The sequence below is a fragment of the Verrucosispora sp. WMMA2121 genome (assembly GCF_027460185.1).
Classification (GTDB): Bacteria; Actinomycetota; Actinomycetes; order Mycobacteriales; family Micromonosporaceae; genus Micromonospora; species Micromonospora palythoicola.
In genome coordinates, this window is sequence record NZ_JAPZBH010000006.1 from 2731377 (window position 1) to 2752026 (window position 20650).

Annotated in this window: 16 protein-coding genes; 10 read left to right on the forward strand and 6 right to left on the reverse strand. The window is 71.1% G+C overall.

Annotation, left to right across the window (positions count from 1 at the left end; translation table 11 throughout):
- Positions 1–215: 215 nt before the first annotated feature.
- Together O7605_RS21290 and O7605_RS21295 are read right to left on the reverse strand one after the other, a co-directional pair.
- On the reverse strand, positions 216–1283 hold the full coding sequence (locus O7605_RS21290; protein ID WP_269740794.1) for a lytic polysaccharide monooxygenase auxiliary activity family 9 protein: 1068 nt from the start codon (positions 1281–1283) through the stop codon (positions 216–218).
- 201 nt (positions 1284–1484) lie between these two features.
- The gene (locus O7605_RS21295) at positions 1485–2270 is read right to left on the reverse strand and encodes a pyridoxamine 5'-phosphate oxidase family protein (protein ID WP_269740795.1); all 786 of its coding nucleotides are present in this window, start codon (positions 2268–2270) and stop codon (positions 1485–1487) included.
- Positions 2271–2381: 111 nt separating this feature from the next.
- Between O7605_RS21295 and O7605_RS21300 the strand changes: the two genes are divergently transcribed.
- Positions 2382–4196 (forward strand): carbon starvation CstA family protein, encoded by a 1815-nt coding sequence (locus O7605_RS21300; protein WP_269740796.1) that lies wholly within the window; start codon positions 2382–2384, stop codon positions 4194–4196.
- Positions 4196–4648 carry a hypothetical protein gene (locus O7605_RS21305; RefSeq protein WP_269740797.1) on the forward strand — a complete coding sequence of 151 codons (453 nt, stop codon included), beginning with the start codon at positions 4196–4198 and terminating at the stop codon, positions 4646–4648. Before O7605_RS21300 ends, O7605_RS21305 begins: the two co-directional genes overlap by 1 nt.
- Here O7605_RS21305 and O7605_RS21310 read toward each other — a convergent pair.
- Positions 4614–6020 carry an NAD(P)-binding domain-containing protein gene (locus tag O7605_RS21310; protein WP_269740798.1) on the reverse strand — a complete coding sequence of 469 codons (1407 nt, stop codon included), beginning with the start codon at positions 6018–6020 and terminating at the stop codon, positions 4614–4616. The genes O7605_RS21305 and O7605_RS21310 overlap by 35 nt on opposite strands.
- A 142-nt stretch (positions 6021–6162) precedes the next feature.
- Between O7605_RS21310 and O7605_RS21315 the strand changes: the two genes are divergently transcribed.
- Together O7605_RS21315 and O7605_RS21320 are read left to right on the forward strand one after the other, a co-directional pair.
- Positions 6163–6540: an ArsR/SmtB family transcription factor gene (locus tag O7605_RS21315; RefSeq protein WP_269740799.1), complete on the forward strand. Its 378-nt coding sequence runs from the start codon at positions 6163–6165 to the stop codon at positions 6538–6540.
- Positions 6541–6649: 109 nt separating this feature from the next.
- Positions 6650–6772, forward strand: coding sequence for a 50S ribosomal protein L36 (locus tag O7605_RS21320; protein ID WP_269740800.1), 123 nt, complete (start codon positions 6650–6652; stop codon positions 6770–6772).
- On the opposite strand, the gene O7605_RS21325 is transcribed toward O7605_RS21320, so the two are convergent.
- Positions 6741–7724 carry a DUF817 domain-containing protein gene (locus O7605_RS21325; RefSeq protein ID WP_332317142.1) on the reverse strand — a complete coding sequence of 328 codons (984 nt, stop codon included), beginning with the start codon at positions 7722–7724 and terminating at the stop codon, positions 6741–6743. The two genes, O7605_RS21320 and O7605_RS21325, sit on opposite strands and share 32 nt — an antisense overlap.
- Positions 7725–7883: 159 nt before the next feature.
- On the opposite strand from O7605_RS21325, the gene O7605_RS21330 reads away from it, so the two are divergent.
- The 6 genes from O7605_RS21330 (at position 7884) to O7605_RS21355 (ending at position 14632) form a co-directional block, all read left to right on the forward strand.
- Positions 7884–9050 carry a low temperature requirement protein A gene (locus tag O7605_RS21330; RefSeq protein ID WP_269740801.1) on the forward strand — a complete coding sequence of 389 codons (1167 nt, stop codon included), beginning with the start codon at positions 7884–7886 and terminating at the stop codon, positions 9048–9050.
- A 118-nt stretch (positions 9051–9168) separates the two neighbouring features.
- Positions 9169–9504 carry a YciI family protein gene (locus O7605_RS21335; RefSeq protein WP_269740802.1) on the forward strand — a complete coding sequence of 112 codons (336 nt, stop codon included), beginning with the start codon at positions 9169–9171 and terminating at the stop codon, positions 9502–9504.
- Positions 9501–10826 carry an RNA polymerase sigma factor gene (locus O7605_RS21340; RefSeq protein ID WP_269740803.1) on the forward strand — a complete coding sequence of 442 codons (1326 nt, stop codon included), beginning with the start codon at positions 9501–9503 and terminating at the stop codon, positions 10824–10826. The genes O7605_RS21335 and O7605_RS21340 overlap by 4 nt, the downstream gene beginning before the upstream one ends.
- A 69-nt stretch (positions 10827–10895) precedes the next feature.
- Positions 10896–11486 (forward strand): hypothetical protein, encoded by a 591-nt coding sequence (locus tag O7605_RS21345; RefSeq protein ID WP_269740804.1) that lies wholly within the window; start codon positions 10896–10898, stop codon positions 11484–11486.
- 42 nt (positions 11487–11528) lie between these two features.
- On the forward strand, positions 11529–13187 hold the full coding sequence (locus tag O7605_RS21350) for an FAD-dependent oxidoreductase (protein WP_269740805.1): 1659 nt from the start codon (positions 11529–11531) through the stop codon (positions 13185–13187).
- Positions 13184–14632, forward strand: a complete 1449-nt coding sequence (locus O7605_RS21355; RefSeq protein WP_269740806.1) for an ATP-binding protein — start codon at positions 13184–13186, stop codon at positions 14630–14632. Before O7605_RS21350 ends, O7605_RS21355 begins: the two co-directional genes overlap by 4 nt.
- 37 nt (positions 14633–14669) lie before the next feature.
- Here O7605_RS21355 and O7605_RS21360 read toward each other — a convergent pair whose 3' ends face one another.
- Positions 14670–16070 carry an MBL fold metallo-hydrolase gene (locus tag O7605_RS21360; RefSeq protein ID WP_269740807.1) on the reverse strand — a complete coding sequence of 467 codons (1401 nt, stop codon included), beginning with the start codon at positions 16068–16070 and terminating at the stop codon, positions 14670–14672.
- Between the two features lie 192 nt (positions 16071–16262).
- Positions 16263–20636: an ExeM/NucH family extracellular endonuclease gene (locus O7605_RS21365; RefSeq protein WP_269740808.1), complete on the reverse strand. Its 4374-nt coding sequence runs from the start codon at positions 20634–20636 to the stop codon at positions 16263–16265.
- Positions 20637–20650 lie beyond the last annotated feature (14 nt).

The following is a 20650-nucleotide window of genomic DNA, read 5'->3' on the forward strand; positions in this document are numbered from 1 at the left end:
CCCCGTGACGGCAGGTCGACCGGAAGCCGGCCGCCGTCAGACCCTCGGGGCTGTGCGGCGGCGGGCCTGCCTCGACGGTACGTGGGTGACGTCCTCGGCGAGGACGGATCCCGGAAGAGGGCGAAGTTCACCGCCACCGCGTGCGTCCGGGCGACGGCTACGCAGGTGCGCGTGAGGGGTGGCGCTGGTCCGCGCCACCCCTCACGCCGCTGCTGTCAGCGGGCGGTACAGGACAGGGTGGGTGTGCCGTTGGTGCCGTTCCAGGAGCCGTTGAATCCGAAGGTGGCGCTGCTGTTGGCGCTCAACGACCCGTTGTGGCCGACGTTCGAGGCGGTGACCGACGAGCCGCTCGAGGTGATCGACGCGTTCCAGGAGTTGGTGATGCTCTGGCCGTTGGGCCAGGTCCAGTTGACGGTCCAGCCGGAGATGGCGGCGTTGCCGGCACGGACGGTGACCTCGCCACCGAAGCCACCGGGCCACTCGTTGGTCTTGCGGTAGGTGGCGGTGCAGGCGCCGTTACCGGTCGGCGGCGGAGTGGTCGGCGGCGGGTTCGAGGGCGGCGGGGTGGTCGGCGGCGGGTTCGTCGGCGGCGGCGTGGTCGGCGGCGGGTTGCTGCCCCCACCGAAGGTCACGTCGCTGCAGATGTAGTACGGCTGGTCGAGGTGGGACGCCTGCCAGATCGTGTACACGACGTGCCGGCCGGTACGGTTACCCGCGTTCACCTGTGCCTCGTAGAGCCCGGTGGTGGGGTACGAGCCGGTGCGGAGCACCAGTTCCAGACTGTTCCAGGTGAGGGGCTGCGTGGTCGGATCGAAGCCCTGCTTGGTGATGTAGATGAGCATGTAGTCGGCACCGTGCCGGGCGCCGTCGGTGAGCGTCAGGGTGAAGTTGTTGGGCATCGGCTTGGCGGTCCAGGCACCGACCGCGTCGAGGGAGGCGTACAGCCCGCCCTGGGTACGGCCGCCGCTGCACAACTGCCCGTCCGGGATGACGGCCTGGTGGTTGCCGCCGACGTTCTCGCGGAACAGGCCGTTCCAGTTCCACATCGTGTTCGGGTTGGCCTGAAAGGCCTGCCAGCACATCGGGTCGCTCTGGGCCATGGCCGGGTTGAGGTGGTCGTCACCCCAGCGCTCCCAGCATCCGTAGTTGCGGGACGGCGGGTTGGTGACCGACCCGTGCGCCGAGGCCGGGCCGGGCTGATTGACCACGACCATGGTGAACGCGGCGACGAGGACGGAGGCCGCGCCGAGTCCTAGGCGACGTGCTGTTCGTGCGAGTTTCATTGATGCTCCAGTTGATCCGCCGACGCCGGTGTCACCCGCCGGGGTGCCCAAACCCCGGGAGGAATGCGTCGATCGACATGACGATCTCAAGGGGCAGGCGTGCGAAACGCGCTGCCTGCGACGGCCTGGCGGCTCCCAACCGCGATAGTACCCATCATATCCACTCACGTGAATCTTTTCCGGAAGGGGCCGGGCACTCGCCTAGCCGTCGAGGGCGTCCTGGCAGGCCCGGGCGAGCCGTCGCTGGCGGGTCAGCCTTCGCCACAGGCCGAGCGGCGGCGCGAGGGCGGTACGCGCCGGCGCCGCCGTCACGGCCAGGACGCCGTCGGCCAGCTCGCCCCGGATCGTCCACGGGGTCCACCGTTCGAGGTCGGGGGCGGAGAAGTCGTGCCCCAGCAGCACCGCCGGACCGTCGGCGGGTAGCCGGCCGGCGAGGCTCCGTACGCGGACCGACTCGCCCACCTGGCCGTCGGCCCGCGTCACCGAGTCCACGTACAGCCGCCGGTCATCACAGGCGACCGCCAGCACCTCGCCGGTGCCGTCGGGCCGGGCACCGATCGTGGTGGCGGTGTCGACGTCCAGCACCACGATCAGCCGGGGCAGGTACCACCAGTGCTCCCGGCGCAGCAGCGGTGAGTCGATCAGCGCGCGTGCCGGCGGGTACTTGCGCAGTTCCTGGTCGAGCAACCGGTCCGTGAACAGCGCGCCGTCGCGATCCTCGGTCAGTCGGGGCCGGCCGGTCACCGCGACCGGCCGCCAGCCGCGCCCGGTGAGCCGGTCGTCGGAGACGACAAGTGCCGCGACCTGCGCGGCGGCCAGCCGGCGGGCCAGGGTGACCTCGGCGTACGGGAAGGCGACGGCGGGCCGGTCGCCGAGCAGCAGCGGCGTGACCGGACGGGCCTGTGGTAGGCCGTCCGGGTCGATCCAGGCCAGCTCGCCGACCGTGGCGGCCTGGATCGCGCGGCGAACATGTGCACCCTCGTCCATGTGATCCGAGCCGTTCGGTTGACCTTGGAATGTGATCCCCGTTACATTACCGGCAGGTTTCGGGATCTGCACACGAGCGCCCGCCCCCACGGGCCGCAAGGAGGCAGCCGTATGCCCGCCATCGTCGTCGTCATCGCGGTCATGGCGATGTTCGCCCTCGGCTACCGGTACTACTCGCGTTACCTCGCCGACCGGGTGTACGGGTTGGACCCGGCCTACGTCACCCCGGCGCACCGGTTCGCCGACGGAGTCGACTTCGTCCCCACGAACAAGCATGTCCTCTTCGGCCACCACTTCACCTCGATCGCCGGAGCCGCCCCGATCGTCGGCCCGGCGATCGCGGTCTTCTGGGGGTGGGGACCGGCGCTGGCCTGGGTCGTGCTCGGCACCATCTTCGCGGCTGGCGTGCACGACTTCGGGGCGCTCGCGGTCTCGGTGCGGCACCGGGCGCGCAACATCGGCACCCTCGCCGCGGACGTGATCAGCAAGCGGGCCCGTACGCTCTTCCTGTTGATCATCTTCTTCCTGCTCACCCTGGTGAACGCGGTCTTCGCGGTGGTGATCGGCAACCTGCTCGTGGCGTACCCGGGCGCGGTCATCCCGATCTTCGTGGAGATTCCCCTGGCCATCGCGATCGGTCAGTACATCTACCGCACCCGCAGCGCGGCGCTGGTGCCGTCGCTCATCGGCGTGGTCGCGCTCTACTTCCTGATCTGGGTGGGCAACCTCTACCCCGTCGAGATCACCGGGCTGGCCGACGCGCTGGGCTTCGATCGGACGCGCGACCTCTGGGTGGTCATCCTCTTCGTCTACGCGTTCATCGCTTCGCGGCTGCCGGTCTGGTTGCTGTTGCAGCCGCGCGACTACATCAACTCCCACCAGCTGTTCATCGCCATCGCGGTGATCTTCGCCGGGGTGCTGGTCGGGATGGACCGGATCGTGGCGCCGATGTTCAACGACGTGCCGGCCGGCTCACCGAGCATCTTCCCGTTCCTGTTCATCACCGTGGCCTGCGGAGCGATATCCGGGTTCCACTCGCTGGTGGCCTCCGGCACCACCTCCAAACAGCTCGACAAGGAGACCGACGCCAGGTACGTGGGCTACGCCGGGGCGATCGGCGAGGGCAGCCTCGCCCTCGGGTCGATCATCGCGGTCACGGCCGGGGTCGCCGCCACGCGCGCCGAGTGGGAGGGGTTGTACGCCAGCTACGCCGACGCGTCGGGCGGCGCCACCCGCAACTTCGTGAACGGCATCGCCAGCTTCGCCACCAACCTCGGCATCGAGTTCCAGCTCGCGACCGTCTTCGCGGCGGTGGTGGTGATCTCGTTCGCGGCCACCACAATGGACACCGGCGTCCGGTTGCAGCGCTACATCGTGCAGGAGATCGCCGAGTTGGTCGGATGGCGGCGGCTGTCCCGCCACCTGACCCTGGCCGGGCTGCTGGCGATCGCCGCACCATTGACCCTCGCCCTGCTGCCGGGCGGCGGGGACGCCGGCTACACCTTCGGGGTGCTGTGGCGACTCTTCGGCACCACCAACCAGCTCACCGCCGGGCTCGCCCTGGCCGTCATCGCGGTCTGGGTGCTGCGCCGTCGGCGCAACCCGGTCGCGGTCATCGTGCCGCTGGTCTTCCTGCTGGTGATGACGACCTGGGCACTGATCGTGCAGTTGCGCGAGTTCGTGGCGGCCGACGAGTGGGTGCTGGCACCGCTGGACGCCATCATCTTCGTCCTCGCGCTCTGGCTGATCGTGGAGGCGGTGCTCGCCCTGCGTCGCGCCAGTGGTCAGCCCGTCGAGCCGGATTCCGGGCCGGGCCCGGACAGCGGCGGTGCGGGTGCCGACGACTCCGAGCCGGCCGACGAGTCGCGGCGAGCGGTCGGTGCCGAGTCGGCAGCCGGTGCCGGTGCCACCGACGATCGCCGCTGATGGCCCGGCACCGGGTCCTGCTGATCCGGCCGTGGGATGCGCCCGGGGCCGGCTCCGGCTGCTGCACCGGGGCGGCCGACAGCTGTGTCGAAGGCCGGCACGAGGATCCCGCGTCGGCGCGGCAACGGGCCGGCCAGCGGCCGTTGGCCGAGGTCTACCGGACGGTACGTGCCGGTCTGCCAGCCGAGATCGCGGTGGAGATCGTCGACCCGCGGAACACGCTGTTCCTGTTGCCGGCGATCGTGCACGATGGTCGCCGGCAGCGACGGCCCTGGCGGGCCCTGCTGCGAGACCTGATCCGCAGTACCGGGTACGCGGCGATAATCGTGGACGGCCGGGTGGTCAGCGAGTCCGGCCTACCCGGGGCGGAACAGGCCCTGCACCTCATCCGCCAGGCACTCGACCCGTCGGCCACCCTCAGCCGCCGCAACAGCCGCCCGACCGGTCGGTAGCCGGCTCGTCGGTGCCGACCAGATTCAGCGGTGCGGCGAGCAGACCGCCACTGATCCCGGTGGCCAGGCCCTTGCCGGTCGATTCGACGGCGGGGCCACAGCAGTCGTCACCGGTGACCGACTCCGCGGGGTTGCTGCGGCAGACGCCGGTTTCGGGCAGTTCAAGCCGTACGTCGCGGGCCGCCTGCCAGTCGCCGGCGAGGGCGGCGACCACGGATCGGGTCTGTTCGTAGCCGGTGGCCATGAGGAAGGTGGGCGCACGGCCGTAGCTCTTCATGCCGACGGCGTAGTAGCCGGGCTCCGGGTGGGCGAGTTCGTCGACGCCGTGCGGCGGCACGGTGCCGCACGAGTGCTCGTTGGGGTCGATGAGGGGAGCCAGGGCGCGGGTGGCCCCCATGATCGGATCGAGGTCCAGGCGCAGCTCGGCGGCGATCGTGTGGTCGGGCCGGAAGCCGGTGGCGGCCACGATCCGGTCCACCGTGACCTGCTCCCGGGCCTCGCCGCGTCGGACGGTCACCGCGACCCGACCGGCGGTGGGAGTGATCGCGTGGACGGAGAAGCCGGTCAGCAGGCGGATCCGACCGGCGTCGACGTGCGACCGCAGCCTGGAGCCGAGCGCACCGCGAGCGGGGAGCGCGTCGGCGTCACCGCCGCCGTAGGTGCGGGTCGGTGACGGTGCTCGGATGGCCCACGTCACCTTGGTGCCGGGTGCGGTCGCGGCCAGCTCGGCGAGTGAGAGCAGGGTGTTGGCGGCGGAGTGTCCGGCACCGACGACAAGCGTGTGCCGACCGGCGAAGCGGGCCCGGTCGGTGCCGAGGACGTCCGGCAGGGCGTGCTCCAGGTGAGCGGCGGCTTCGGTCTCGCCCAGGGCGGGCAGCCCGGACGCGCCCAGCACGTTCGGGCTGCCCCAGGTGCCGGAGGCGTCGATGACGGCCCGCGCGAGGATCTCCCGGCCGTCGGTGAGGCGGATCAGAAAGGGAGCGGACTCCCGGCCGGTGGTACGCAGCCGGTCGTAGCCGAGTCGGCTGATCGCGGTCACCCGCGCGCCGTACCGCAGATGTGGCTTGAGCTGCGGCAGGTTCGCGAGCGGCTGAAGGTAGTGCTCGACCAGGTCGGCGCCGGTCGGCAGGGCGTCCGGGTCGGGTGTCACCCAGCCGGCCTCGTCCAGCAGGCGGCGGGCGGCCGAATCGATGTTGTACCGCCAGGGCGAGAAGACGCGGACGTGGGCCCATTGCCGCACGGCGGCGCCGGCGCCGTCGCCCGCCTCCAGAACGATGTACGGCAGCCCGCGCTCGTGCAGGTGGGCGGCGGCGGCGAGGCCGACCGGCCCGGCACCGATGACGGCGACGGGCAGTTGGTCCAGGTCGCTCATCAGCTACTCCTCGTGTTCGATGGTTGTCGAAACAGGCGGGCGGTCCGGCCCGTCGTGTCGCACGGGCGGCATCCGCCTTCTGTCTCGATGTTCTTCGAAACAGAGATTTGCACGTTGATTAGACTGATGTCAACCTAGGGGTATGTCGAAGCGGGCGGTGCCACTCTCCCTCGATCTCACCGCCGCCCCGTGCTGCCCGCCGCTGGCGCAGCAGCGGGTGTCAGGTGAGACCGCCGTGGTGCTGGCACCCGCGTTCAAGGCCCTCGGTGATCCGGTACGACTGCAACTGATGTCGATGATCGCCTCGGCCGAGGGCGGCGAGGTGTGTGTCTGCGACCTGACGCCGGCCTTCGACCTGACCGGCCCGACGATCTCGCATCATCTGCGGACGCTGCGAGAGGCGGGTCTGGTCGATTCCGAACGCCGGGGCACCTGGGTCTACTACCGGGCCCGGCCCCAGGTGCTGCGGCAGTTGGCCGCCCTGCTGGCCGTCGAACCGACACCTCCGTCCGACCGGTAGGTCGGGTGACCGGCCCTCGATCGACCGCCACCGGTCAGGGAATCCCACCGTCGCGCTCGGCGTTGCCTCCGGCGTACGGCGTGAGACCCGAGCCGAGGAGAAAACGGACATGAAGGTACGGACATCCCTCCGGTCGCTGAAGCGGAAGCCGGGTTCGACGGTGGTGCGCCGACGTGGCCGGGTGGTCGTGGTGAACCGGCTCAACCCGCAGTGGAAGAGCCGCCAGGGCTGAGCTGGTCACCAGACGATCGGCGCCGGCCGACCGGCACCGCGGCCGACGCCGTTTCGTCGGTGCCTCGGTGCGATGGCTGGTCGTCGTCGGGCGGCTGCGGCGGTGCGATCCAGGCGACCAGCACCACCGAAATGATCATCAAGAGGAACCACGATGTCAGCTTCGTCAGTGACACCGGATGCCAACCGTCCGCCTGGCTCGGGTAGAGCCAGGCGTTCGACCAGGTGGCGATGTTCTCGGCCAGCCAGATGAAGAAGGCGACGAGGACGAAGGCCAGCAGCAACGGCATGCGTAACCGGGCCCGGAAGATCCGGAAGTGCATGACGCAGGGACCGAACACCAGCGCCACGGCCGCGACGAGCGCCCACCGCACGTCCGGCAGGTAGTGGTTGGTGAAGAAGTTGACGTAGATCGCGGTCGCCACCAGGGCCGTCAACCAGCGTCTCGGATAGCGCGTGAAGCGCAGGTCGAACAGCCGGTTCACCCGGACCAGGTAGGAGCCGACCGCGGCGTACATGAAGCCGCTGAACAGGGGCACCCCACCGAGGCGGAGCACCCCTTCGGGCTCGTACGTCCACGAGCCGACGTGGGTCTTGAACAGCTCCATCACCGTGCCGACGAGATGGAACAGGACGATCACCCGCAGTTCGCGCCGGCTCTCCAGCCGTCCCGCGACCATGGCGACCTGGATGGCGACCGCGGCGACGGTGAGGGCGTCGTTGCGGGCGAACGCGGCGTCGTCCGGGTACCAGAGGTGCGCGGCACAGATGATCGCCAGCATGGCGGCACCGAACACGCACGCCCAGGCCTGCTTGAGCCCGAAGACCACGAACTCGGTGAGCCACCCGGCCGGCCCCTGACGCGGTAGCCGGGCCAGCGCCGCGCGGAAGCGGGCATCGATCGCGCGTTCGGCCGTGGTCAGCGCGGCCCGGCCGTCGGGGGTGTGCTGCATCGCCCCGAGGCTAGCGCGTGTGGAGCCCGTGCCATCCGGCGCGGACCGGCCCCCCGTGAGGACTCCGCGCTGGGTGTTGATCTCGCTGTTCGGCGTCGCAGCGGGACCGTTCGGTGGTACGACTGAGGCGCGATCCCCGGCGACGCGCGGAGGGCGACGATGTCCAGTGGGCTGCCGGCGCGGCTGTTGCGGCGGCGCGAGATCTCCCGGCGGGCGTCGTTCCTGGAACTCTTCTTCGACCTGGCCTTCATCCTCGCGCTGAACCGGTTGTCCCGTGCTCTCGAGGAAGACCTCAGCCTCGGCGGGGCGTTCCGCACGGCGCTGCTGCTCGCCGCCATCTGGTGGGTCTGGTTCGTGACCGCCTGGTCGACCGACTGGTTCGAGCCGCGTACGCCACTGATCAGCGGGCTGCTGCTCTGGGTGATGTTCGGCGGGATGCTGATGGCCGCCGCGGCACCGACCGCGTACGCCGGACACGCGCTGGTGTTCGCCGGTGCCTACGTGGCGATCCATCTGGGTCGGGCGGCCATGTTGCTACCGGCCCTGCACGGGCATCCGCTGCAACTGCGGACCCTGCGGGTGGCGATCTGGTTCGCCGTCTCCGGGGTGCTGTGGCTGACGGGGGCGTTCGTCGGGCCGGCCCAGGTGGCCCTCTGGACGGCGGCGGTGGTGCTGGACTACTCGATGGCGCGACTGCGCTGGCCGACACCGGGGCTCGGACGCAGCAGTTGGGAGAACCTTCAGATCATCGGGGAGCATCTGTCCGAGCGGTACCAGCAGATCTTCATCATCGCCCTGGGTGAGTTGATCCTGACCGCTGGCATCACGTACAGCCAACGCGGGTTCGACCTGGGTCGCACTCTGGCGTTCGCCCTGATGTTCATCAACGCGGTCAGTCTCGGCCGGCTCTACCTCGTGCCCGGCGGGATGCGGCTCGGCGCCGCGATCGAGGCCATGGGACCGCCCGGTAGCAGGCTGGGCCTGCTCGCCGGCTACCTGCACCTGGTGATGGTCGCCGGCGTCCTGGCGACCGGGGTCGGCTCGCGACTGATGATCATGGAACCGTTCTCCCATGATCTGGCCGCCGTGGTGACGATGGCGGCCGGCCCGGCGCTCTTCCTCACCGGCTGGATCCTGTTGGCGCTGGCCGTGCACAATCGGCTCTCCTGGCAACGGCTGATCGGAATGGTGGCCATTCTCGTCGCCGCCGCAGCGGGCCACGAACAGTCGATGCTGGTCAACTCCGCGATCATCACCGGTCTGCTGATCCTGATCGCGCACAGCGACACGCTTGTCGCCGGGGTACGTCGACGCCGACGGCCGTGACCGAAGGCACCTGGCAGCGCATCCGCGGAAGATGAGACCCTCCGGTTGTCCGGAAGCCGGCTCCGCCGTTCGTCATGTCGGTGGAACCAACCCTCCTGACGATTCGAAAGGCACTCACGTGAAGTACATGATGCTGGTCTGCACCGATCCCGAGCCGGACCCGGAGCCGAGCAACCACCCGGACGTCGAGGTGTGGGTGGCCGACAACGACGCGGCCGGCCGACGCCTGCAGGGTGCCCAACTGGCTCCGGCCTCGGCCGCCACCACGGTCCGGGTCCGCAATGGCCAACTGCTGGTCTCCGACGGGCCGTTCGCCGAGGTCAAGGAGATGATCGTCGGCTTCGACCTGCTGGAGTGCGCCGATCTGGACGAGGCGATCGAAGTTGCCCGGGCGCATCCGATGGCCTGGGCCGGGCGGATCGAACTCCGTCCGTTCGCCGACTTCGAGCAGTGACGGACCCGGCCGCCGGGAACGCGGTGCCGCGGACGTCGACCGCCGACGACGGCGCGGCGGCGCGGCGACGTGCCGGGAACGGGGGCACGGCGGCCGATCGGGCCGCGGCGGCGCGAGCCGTCGCGGCCACCGCCGTCGAGGCGTACCCGCGGATCGTGGCGGCCCTGATCCGGATCACCGGAGACTGGACGCTGGCCGAGGACTGTACGCAGGAGGCTCTGGCCCGGGCACTGGATCGTTGGCCGGTGGACGGGGTGCCGGCCAACCCGGCGGGCTGGTTGATGGCCGTTGCCCGGAACCGGCTGCTCGACGTGCTGCGGCGGGCCTCGGTCGAGCGGCGCAAGCTGCGCGAGGTGGCGGTGCTGGCGCTGACGGCCGCCACCGCGGAACCGGTACCGGACGAGGAGGTGGTGGACGACCGGCTGCGGCTCATCTTCACCTGCTGCCATCCGGCACTCGCGCCGCAGGCACGGGTCGCGCTGACCCTCCGGACGATCTGCGCGGTACCGACCGCCGACATCGCCCGGGCCTTCCTGGTCAGCGAGTCCACCATGACGCGGCGGCTCACCCGGGCCAAGACGAGGATCGCCGAGGCGGGTATCCCGTACCGGGTGCCGCGTGGCCGTGCCCTGACCGAACGGCTGCCCGGGGTGCTGGGCGTGCTCTACCTGCTGTTCACCCAGGGCTACGACGCGGACGGCGAGCCGGCCTTCGCCGAGGAGGCGATCCGGTTGGCCCGGTTGCTGGTCCGGCTCATGCCGGAACAGCAGGAGGCGACGGCCCTGCTGGCGCTGTTCCTGCTGCAGCACTCCCGCCGGACCGCCCGAAGGGACACCGACGGCAACCTGATTCCGCTCGATCGACAGGACCGGTCCCGGTGGGACCATGCGGCGATCGCCGAGGCCGACCGCCTGCTCGTCCGGTTGACCGAGTCCGGCCCGTACGCGTGGCAGGCCCGGATCGCGGCGTGCCACGCCACCGCGCCCAGCGCCGAAGCCACTGACTGGCGACGGATCGCCGACTGCTACGACCAGCTCTTCCAGGCGCAGCCGACTCCGGTGGTGGCGTTGAACCGAGCCGTCGCGCACGGGTACGCGTACGGGCCGGAGGTCGGGCTGGCTCTGCTCACCGAGGCGCGTGCCGGCGGCGGACTCGACGGCTATCCGTTGACGCTGGCGGTGGAGGCGGACCTCGTCGCCCGGCAGGGTGACCGGGAGCGGGCAGCGGCGCTGTTCCGCGCGGCGGCGGACCGGGTGCCCGGCGATGCCGAGCGGCGGGCGCTGCTCGATCGGGCGCGGAGGACCTCCGGAACCGGTTGGTGAGGAGCGAGATCCGGGACAACGGGCCGGACGAGGGCTGCGCCGATGACGGCGCCGTTCGATACTGCGCGTATGGTGCGGTGGACTTGGGGGTGTGTCGGCGTTCTGCTCGCGTTGAGCCTGGCGGCCTGTGACGATCCGTCGCCGGACGCCGCGCCGGTGTCGCCGGCACCGGCGGCGACGTCCGCGGGATGGACGGCACCGCCACTCCAGCTGCCCACCGTCGGGCCTGGCGACCCCTGCCCGGTCACCGAGCCCCGGCCCTGGTCTGACAGCGATCTGGCGCACCGGGTGCTCGGCCCCGGCCCGCTGTACCCGGTGGCCGACTACTTCGCCGACGGTGCCCTGCAACTGCGCGACGAGGACCGGGCACCGGACGGCACGTATACGAAGAAGGTCCGGTGGGTCGGCTCCGGCTACACCGGCCCGGTGCTGGTACGGGCAGCACGGATCGACGCGCCGGGCAGCGCGGGTGTCCGGTTCTCCTACACCGGTGAGTCCCGCGACGACGGGTACTACGCCGTGCTCAGCCAGCCGGACAGCGACCTGCCGGCCACCACGACGGTCAGCGGACCGGGTTGCTACGCCTACCAGGTCGACGGGGCATCGTTCGGCGTGACTGTCGTCTTTCGCGCCGTCCCGGCTACCAGCCCGCCATCTTGATCGCCGGGTGTGACCGAAACACGGGCGTGGTTTCATGGGCCCATGGCGAACCCGGTCATCCTCTCCGTCGACGACGACCCGGCGGTCTCCCGGGCGGTCGCACGGGACATCCGGCGCCGCTACGGCGACCGGTACCGAGTGGTCCGTGCCACCTCGGGGCCGGAGGCGTTGGAGGCGCTGCGCGAGGTCAAGCTGCGTGGCGACCAGGTGGCGTTGCTGCTGGCCGACTACCGGATGCCGGAGATGAACGGCATCGAGTTCCTGGAAGCCGCGATGGATCTGTTCCCGGCCGCGCGCCGGGTGTTGCTGACCGCGTACGCCGACACCGGTGCGGCGATCGACGCGATCAACCTGGTCGACCTCGACCACTACCTGCTCAAGCCGTGGCACCCGCCGGAGGAGAAGCTCTACCCGGTGGTCGACTCGCTGCTGGAGGCGTGGGCGGCCAGCCCGGCCGCCGGGGAGAGCGAGATACGGGTGGTCGGGCACCGCTGGTCTGCCGAGTCGTTCACGGTGCGGGACTTCCTCGCCCGCAACCTGGTCCCGTACCGGTGGTTGCTGACCGACGACCCCGAGGGCGGCCGGCTGCTCGCGGCGGCCGGGGTCACCCCGGCCGACGTCCCGCTGGTGGTCACCACCGACGGCAAGGCGCTGGTGGCACCCTCGGAGGCGGAACTGGCCGGGCTGGTGGGACTGGAGGTCACCCCCACGGCGGACTTCTACGACCTGGTGGTGATCGGCGGCGGGCCGGCCGGCCTGGGGGCCGCCGTGTACGGGGCCTCGGAAGGGTTGCGCACCGTCCTGGTGGAGCGGCTGGCCACCGGTGGACAGGCCGGGCAGAGCAGCCGGATCGAGAACTACCTCGGCTTTCCCGACGGGGTCTCCGGGGCGCAGCTCACCGAGCGGGCCCGCCGGCAGGCGTTGAAGTTCGGCGCGGAACTGCTCAGCACCCGGGAGGTGGTGGGCCTGGCGGAAGCCGGGTCGGCGCGGCTGCTGCGGTTCAGCGACGGGCAGACACTCGCCGCCCACTCGGTGGTGCTGGCGACCGGCGTGTCGTACCGGATGCTCGACGCGCCCGGCCTGGCCGACTTCAACGGCCGGGGCGTCTTCTACGGTTCGGCGGCCAGCGAGGCGCCGAGCTGCGTGGGAGAGGACGTCTACATCGTGGGCGGTGCCAACTCGGCGGGGCAGGCGGCCGTCTACTTCTCCCGCTACGCGGAGCGGGTGCACCTGCTGATCCGGGGCGCGGACCTGAGCACGTCGATGTCCCGGTACCTCATCGACCAACTGGGCCGCATCGACCAGGTAACCGTGCACCCGCACACCGAGGTGGCGGGCGCTGCCGGTGACGAACACCTGCAACGGCTGACCCTGCGGGACACCCGGACCGGCGAGCAGCGGGAGGTGGCGACGTCCTGGCTGTTCGTCTTCATCGGTGCCGAGCCCCGGACCGGTTGGTTGGACGGCACGCTGGTCCGCGACGAACGGGGTTTCGTGGTCACCGGACCGGACCTGGTCGCCGGGGGACGTCGACCGGCGGGCTGGTCGCTGCCACGCGAGCCGTACCATCTCGAATCGAGCGTGCCCGGTGTGTTCGCCGCCGGTGACGTCCGCGCGGCCTCGGTGAAGCGGGTGGCCTCCGCCGTCGGTGAGGGCGCGATGGCCGTGTCGCTCGTGCACCGGTACCTGGAGGCACAGTGACCAACGGGGATCCTGGCGTCGGCCCGGGCCGGCTGACCCCCGACGACCTGCGGACGCTGTTCCTCTTCGAGTCGCTCGACGACACCCAGTTGAGCTGGTTGGCCGAGCAGGGCCGGGTCGAGCGGCGGGGCGAAGGTGACCTGGTCTACGCCGAGGGTGATCCGGCGGAGTGCTTCTTCGTCCTGCTCGACGGCACGGTGCGGCTCTGCCGCACGGTGCACGGCGACCAGGTGGAGATCAGCCGTACCGCGCAGCGCGGGGTGTACGGCGGAGCCACCCAGGCGTACCTGGGTGACGACCGGCAGTACCGCAACAGCATGTGGGCGCTCACCGACGCCGAGTTCTTCGTGCTGCCGGCGGAGCAGTTCGCCCACGCGGTGCGCACCTGGTTCCCGATGGCGATGCACCTGCTGGAGGGGATGTTCATCGGGATGCGGGACACCCAGACGCTGATCGGCGAGCGCGAGCGGCTGCTGGCCCTGGGTTCCCTGTCGGCCGGCCTGACCCACGAGCTGAACAATCCGGCGAGCGCGGCGGTGCGGGCCACCACCAGTCTGCGGGAGCGGATCGCCGGCATGCGGCACAAGCTCGCCATGATCGCCGATGGCCGGCTCGACGGTCGGCGGCTGCACTCCCTGGTGGGTCTCCAGGAGGAGGCGGTCGAGCGGGTGGCCAAGGCGCCGACCCTCTCGCCGCTGGCGACAAGTGACGCCGAGGACGAGTTGACCGACTGGCTGGACGACCGGGGCCTGACCGCCGGGTGGGAGCTGGCGTCGACGCTCGTCGGCGGCGGGCTGGACGTCGACTGGTTGGAACGGGTCCGCGCGTCGGTCGGCGAGGAGGACCTGGAGGCGGCGGTCCGCTGGCTGGCCTACACGGTCGAGACCGAACTGCTCATGCGAGAGATCGCCGACGCCGCCACCCGGATCTCCACCCTGGTCGGTGCCGCCAAGCAGTACTCCCAGCTCGACCGGGCACCGTACCAGGTGGTGGACGTGCACGAACTGCTCGACGCCACGCTTGTGATGTTCAAGGGCAAGATCGCCGCCGGGGTCCGGCTGGTTCGGGAGTACGACCGGGACCTGCCATCGATCCCGGCGTACGCCGCCGAGCTGAACCAGGTGTGGAGCAACCTGATCGACAACGCGCTCGGCGCGATCGGTGGCGACGGGGTGCTGACCGTCCGCACTCTCCGGCAGGACGACTGGTTGATCGTCGAGATCGCCGACACCGGGCCGGGCATCCCCGACGACATCCGCCCCCGGATCTTCGAGCCGTTCTTCACCACGAAGCCGGTCGGCGAGGGTACCGGCCTCGGTCTGGACATCTCCTACCGGATCGTGGTCAACAAGCACCACGGTGACATCCGGGTGACCAGCACGCCCGGCAGCACCCTGTTCCGCGTCCTGCTGCCGATCAGTCCGCCGGAACCGCCGGCCGGCTGACTCGCCGCCGGCCCCGGTCGAGATCACCCGCCGGCGGTCAGGCGCTGCGGTCCAGCCGTACGCCGGCCGCCTCGGCGTGGTCGAAGCGGTCGTTGACGAGCACCACGTCCCGGCCGGCGTTGGCCAGCAGGGAGGCGGCGAGGGCGGCCCGGTAGCCGGACCCGCAGTGCACCCAGACGGTGCCCGCCGGGATCTCGGCCAGTCGGCGGGGCAGCTCGGGCAGCGGCACGTGCACGGCGTCCTCGACGTGGCCGTCGCGCCATTCGTTGCCCAGCCGCACGTCGAGGACGACCTGCGGGGCGGGCAGCCCGGCCGGTGCGTTCCCGGCCTGCGCGGCGGCCAGCGCCGGGAAGTCCGCGAGGGGCAGCTCGCGCAGCTCGGCGGGCTCGTCGACCCACTGCCGGGGGTCGCCGGTCGCCTGGGCGGCGGGCCGGTCGATGCCGATCCGGACCAGCTCGCGCTGGGCGTCGGCGACCTGCTCGGGTGTCTCGGCCAGCAGGGTGACCGGGGTGCCCCAGTCGATCAGCCAGCCGAGCCAGGTCGACATGGGGCCGTCGAGGCCGAGGCTCACCGTGCCGGCCAGGTGCGAGACCGCGTACGCCTTGCGGTGCCGCAGGTCGACCACCCACTCCCCGGCGGCGATGCGCTCCCGCAAGCGTGCCGCGTCGGCTCGCGCCACCGGGGTGAGGTCCACGGGTGCCGGGCCGGCGGTGTTGGCCACCCCCATGTGTGCGTAGTACGCCGGATACGCGTCCAGACCGGCCAGGGTCTCGGTGACGAACTCGGTCGCGGCCAGCCGGAACACCGGGTTCACCTGCTTCTCCCGGCCGATGGTCGAATCCGGGGCGTCGGCCTGGCTCGCCGAGCAGAAGCTGCCGAAGCCGTGGGTGGGCCACACCTGAGCCCCGTCCGGTAGCAGGTCGGCGAGCCGCCGCGCCGAGGTGTGCTGACGCTCGGCCAACTCGTGCGCGTGCTCCGCGCCGAGCAGGTCGGTGCGGCCGGTGGTGCCGAACAGCAGCGATCCTCCGGTGAAGACGCCGGTCGTGGTCCAGCCGCCCTCGGTGGCCTCGTCGAGCACGTACGACAGGTGGTGGAAGGTGTGACCAGGGGTGGCCACGGCGCGCAGCCGCAGCGTCTCCGACACCTCGACGACGTCGCCGTCGCCGACGGGTACCCGGGCGAAACCAACCTCGTCCGCGGCGGCGACCAGGTACCGTGCCCCGGTCAGCCGGGCCAGGTCCAGCCCGCCGGAGACGTAGTCGTTGTGCAGGTGCGTCTCGACCACGTGGGTGATCCGCACGCCGGCCGCGCCGGCGAGGTAGAGCACCCGGTCGATGTCCCGCTGCGGGTCCACGACGACCGCGACCCGGCCGTCGGTGGCCAGGTAGCTGCGGTCGCCGAGGGACGACGTCGTGATGACCGACACCTGCACCGTCATGCCAACTCCTCGGTTGTTCGTCTCCAGCGAGTGCTTACCCGGCGGGGGTGCGGAGATGCCGCCCCGATCGGGTAACCGATCCGAATATACCCCAGGGGGTATGCATCGGCCACTCGGGCGGGCCGGAACGAACCGGGCGCCGGTCCGCGGTCGAAGCAACTCCGACCGCGGACCGGCGTTGTCACCTACCGGTCACAGGCGTGCGCACTGACCCCAGGCCGGGCCCCGCACCGTGTTCGCCCGACCCTCGTTCACCGGGGCCGGAGTGTTGCCCAAGCAGGCCAGCGGGCCGCTGACGGTGTTCGCGGCGACGACCACCGGCTGGCTGCCGGAGTTGCCGGTCACGCCCACCGGGCCGCTGACGGTGACTCCGTCGACCCGCACCCCACCGAGGTTGGCCACCAGCGCCAACGGTCCATTGATCCGAGCCTTGCTGATCTTCAGGTCGCCGGTGGCGCCGATCACCATGACCGGACCGGAGACCTTCGTCCCGGACAGCTCGAACAGTACCGGCCGAATGGCGGACACCGGGCCGTTGATGGTGCCGCCGGTCACCCGCAGCGAGGCCCCCGCGGCGACCGACACCGGGCCGGCGATCGTGGCGTTCTCCACGCAGGTCAGACCGGTGGTCACGAGCAGCGGCCTGGCGTGCCTGCCGGTGATCGTGGTGGTGCACTCCGGCTCGCCCTGACCGACCGACGACCGTGGCTCGGTGTCCGCGGTCACCGGCGAGTTGGCGGCGAAGTAGTTGACCAACATGGTGAGGTCGTTGTCGCCGGTGGTCACCGGGTCGGTGCCGCCGCCGAGGGTGGTGAAGTTGTCCCCGCCGGCGGCGAGGAACGAGTTCACCGTCACCCGGTAGCTGCCCGCCGGGTCGATCGGCGTGCCGTTCAGCTTCATCGAGGTGATCCGCGAACCCTGGGCGGCCTGCGGGTCGTAGGTGTAGCTGAAGCCCTCCGACACGCCGAGCCACAACACCGGGCGGGACGCGCCCGCCGGCTGCCACTGCTGCTCCAACACCTGCTTGATCTCGGCACCGGTGTAGGTCTTGGTGACCACGTCGTTGGCGAACGGCTGGACGGCGAAGGCCTCGGCGTAGGTCACCGTGCCGTCCTCGCCGTACAGCAGGTCGGCCCGCAGACCGCCCGGGTTCATGAACGCGATCTGCGCCCCGCCCCGGCCGGCGTCGCGGGTACCGGCGAGCTGCACGTCGGCGATGAAGTTGCCAAGCGCCGACTCCTTGCCCCGATCCTCGTTGCCGTCGGTGTACGCCCGCCGGATGTCGGCGGTGATCTCACCGAGCTTGCGCTGACCCAGCTCCTGCGCCCGGACCTTCGCGGCGGCCACGATCTCCGCCACCGCCGGATCCTGCGGTGCGCCGACGACGTCCACCAGGGACGCGTCGGCGGCGGTGATGGCACCCGCCTCCGGGTCGAAGGTCAGCGTGACCTTGCCCAGCCGCTTGCCGTAATCCTCGGCCTGCACGATCGGCCGCAGCTTGTCGGTGCCGGGAACCGGCACCTCGAAGGCGTACGGCTGGTGGGTGTGCCCGCTGAAGATGACGTCGACGGTGGCGTCGGCGCGGGTGAACTCGCCGAAGACCGGGTCGTTCGCCAACGCCTCGGGGGAGTCGATGTTCTCCGTAGCGGCGCCCTCGTGCGCGAGCAGCACCACCACGTCGGCCTCGCCGTTGTCCGGGTTGCCGTCCTTGAGCTGGCCGGCGACCAGGTTGGCCTCGGCCACCGGGTCGCGGAAGGTGATGCCGGCGATGCCGTCCGGGCTGACCAGCGAGGCGGTCTGTTCGGTGACCACGCCGATGAAGCCGACCCGGACGCCACCGATGGTGTCCACCGCGTACGCCGGCAGCGCCCGGGTGTCACCCCGGTACACGTTGGCACCCAGGTACGGGAAGTCGGCCCGGTCGGTGACCCGACCGGTCAGGTCCGACATGCCCTTGTCGAACTCGTGGTTGCCGACCGCCGAGACGAGCAGGCCGGCCTGGTTCAACGCGTCGATCGTCGGGTTGTCGTCGTCGATCGCCGAGATGAAGGTGGAGGCACCGATGTTGTCACCGGCGGAGACGAACGCGGTGTTCGGGTTCTGCTCCCGCAACTGGTTCACCAGACCGGCGACCTGAGCCGCACCGCCGACCGGCTGACCCCCCACGGTGGCCGGCGACTCCAGTCGGCCGTGGAAGTCGTTGATGCTCAACAACTGGAGGTCCACCGGACCGGTGTCGGCCCCGGTGTCGATGCCCACGATCAGCGGATTGTGGTCGCTGGCCCGGTACGGGTCGGGTGCGTAGAACGCGGCCAGGCCGTCGTACTGGAAGGCGTACGACTCGACCGCGTTGATCTGCCAGACGTCGACACCGGTGACCCGCGACGCCAGCGACGGCGAGGCGAGCGCGTGGTCGAGCGAGCCGGACTCACCGTTGAAGACGTAGCTGGTCTTCCCGGTGTCGTTGAGGTTGCGGTACTCCTCGTCGTAGAGGACCTGCATCGGATCCTCCTGGGTGTATGCGTTGAAGTCACCCAGCAGCAGCACGTCCTCGGTACCGCTGTCCGCCTTGACCTGGTCCACGAAGGCGGCCAGCGCCCCGGCCTGCCGGACCCGGTCACCGTTCCAACCGCCCTGACCGTCCCCGGCATCGGCGTTGTCACCGGTGCCGGCGCCGCTCTTGGACTTGAAGTGGTTGGCCACCACGACGAAGTCCACCGAGCCGGCGGTGAACGTCTGCGCGATCGGTTCGCGGGCGTTGGACCACACCGTCTCGTCGTTCACCGACCGCGACGGGCCCTTCGGCTGCGCCTTGGCCGGCTTGAAGATGATCGCCGTGGTGATGACGTCCTGCTCGGCCGCGCTCGGCAGCTCGGCCGGAGTGCGTACGTAGTCCCAGGTGCCCGCGCCGTCCTCGCTGTTCAGGGCGGCGACCAGGCGCTTGAGCGCCTGCTGCGGATCCTCGGCGTCGAACCGGACCGAGTTCTCGATCTCCTCCAGCGCCACCACGTCGGCGTCCAGTGCGGAGATCGCCGAAACGATCTTCGCCTCCTGCTTGGCCAGCGCCGCCTCGTCGGCGGCACCCCGGGCGTCGCCGCCGAAGTGGACGAAGTAGTTCAACACGTTGAAGCTGGCCACCCGCAGGTCGCCGCCGACATCGACGGGTCCGGCGGTACGCGGGTTGGTGCTCTTGAACGTGGTGCGGGCCGCCGGCGCGGTGTCCGCGTCGACCGGGCGGGTCGGCTGCAGGCGCCACTCGTTGAAGCCGTACGACAGCACCGACGGGCCGAACGCCTCCACCTGGTCACCGACCCGCAACGGGCTGGCCGGCGAGACGTACGGCGGCAGCAGCCCGGCGGTGGCCAGGTTGGTCGTCCGGCCGTCGTCGACCAGCAGGCGACGCAGCTTGTTCTCGGCGGCCAGGGCCTGCGCGGTGTCCGAGCCGGGGCGGGCCACGTCGGTAGGCGTCCGGGCCGGCTGGTCACCGGCGGTGAGCGCCACCTCGCCGTACCGGTTGGTGTTGTACACCTCCGAGACGGCGTACGCGCCGACCGGCGTGACCAGCATCGACTCGACCGACTCGCGGGCGGCCTCGTCGAGCGGCAGCTCGACCGGGACCGGTGCCGGCAGCGGCGCACCCTGCGCGCACACCTGCACGTCGGTCCGGGCCGCGACGGTGAGCTGGGTGAGGCCGTTGAACTCGCTCGCCGTGCCGCTGACCCGGACCCGGTCGCCGATGGCGACCGCCGGGTGGTTCGCGGTGTTGCTGGTGAGGTACACGAAGATGCCGTCCGAGGCGGTGCCGGCGGCGACCGGGCGCTCGGCACCGCTGCCCGCCGTCTGCACGTACACCCCGTTGTAGCCACCGGTGCGGTGGTCGGCGGTGACGACGCCCTCCACGGTCACCCGGCTGCCGGCCAGCGGCGTGGCCGTACCGGTGCCCTGTACCTCGGCGATGGTGTGGTCGACGGTGACGGTGCAGCCGGTCGGGTCCGGATCGGGATCCGGGTCCGGCGCGGCGTTGCGGACCCCGAAGGTGTTCGCCGCCGGCGCCTGCCAGGTTCCGTCGATCTTCTGGAGTGAGTGGCCCGCCGGGGTCGACGCGGTCTCCTGCACCCCGATGTCCACCCCGGTCCGGCCGCTCGCCGGTCCGCCGACCGCGGCGAAGGTGCCCTCGTAGGTCAGGAACTCGGCGACGTCACCGCCGGGCGCGACGAGCGCGACGCCGTCGGGGGCGCCGTTCTGGATGCCGTCCGCCGGGTACGACTCGACGACCACACCCGAGGCCGGCACCGCGCCGCCCAACGTCCGGGTTCCGTACGCCGCGCCGTTGGCACCGTTGTAGAGGACGATCTGCCAGCCGGTCAGGTCGAAGCCGACCGGCCCCTCGATCTCGATCGCCTCGCCGGTGTCCGCGCCGACGTTGTCGTAGTGGATCTCACTGATGAACGGCACGGTGGGCGCCGGGTCTGCGGCGGCTGCGGTGCCACTGGAGAGGATGAGCGTGGTGGCGGTGACCAGTACGCCCGGGATTGTGAGTAGTCGGGTACTTCTTGTGCGCTGCATGTAAGCGGCCTCCG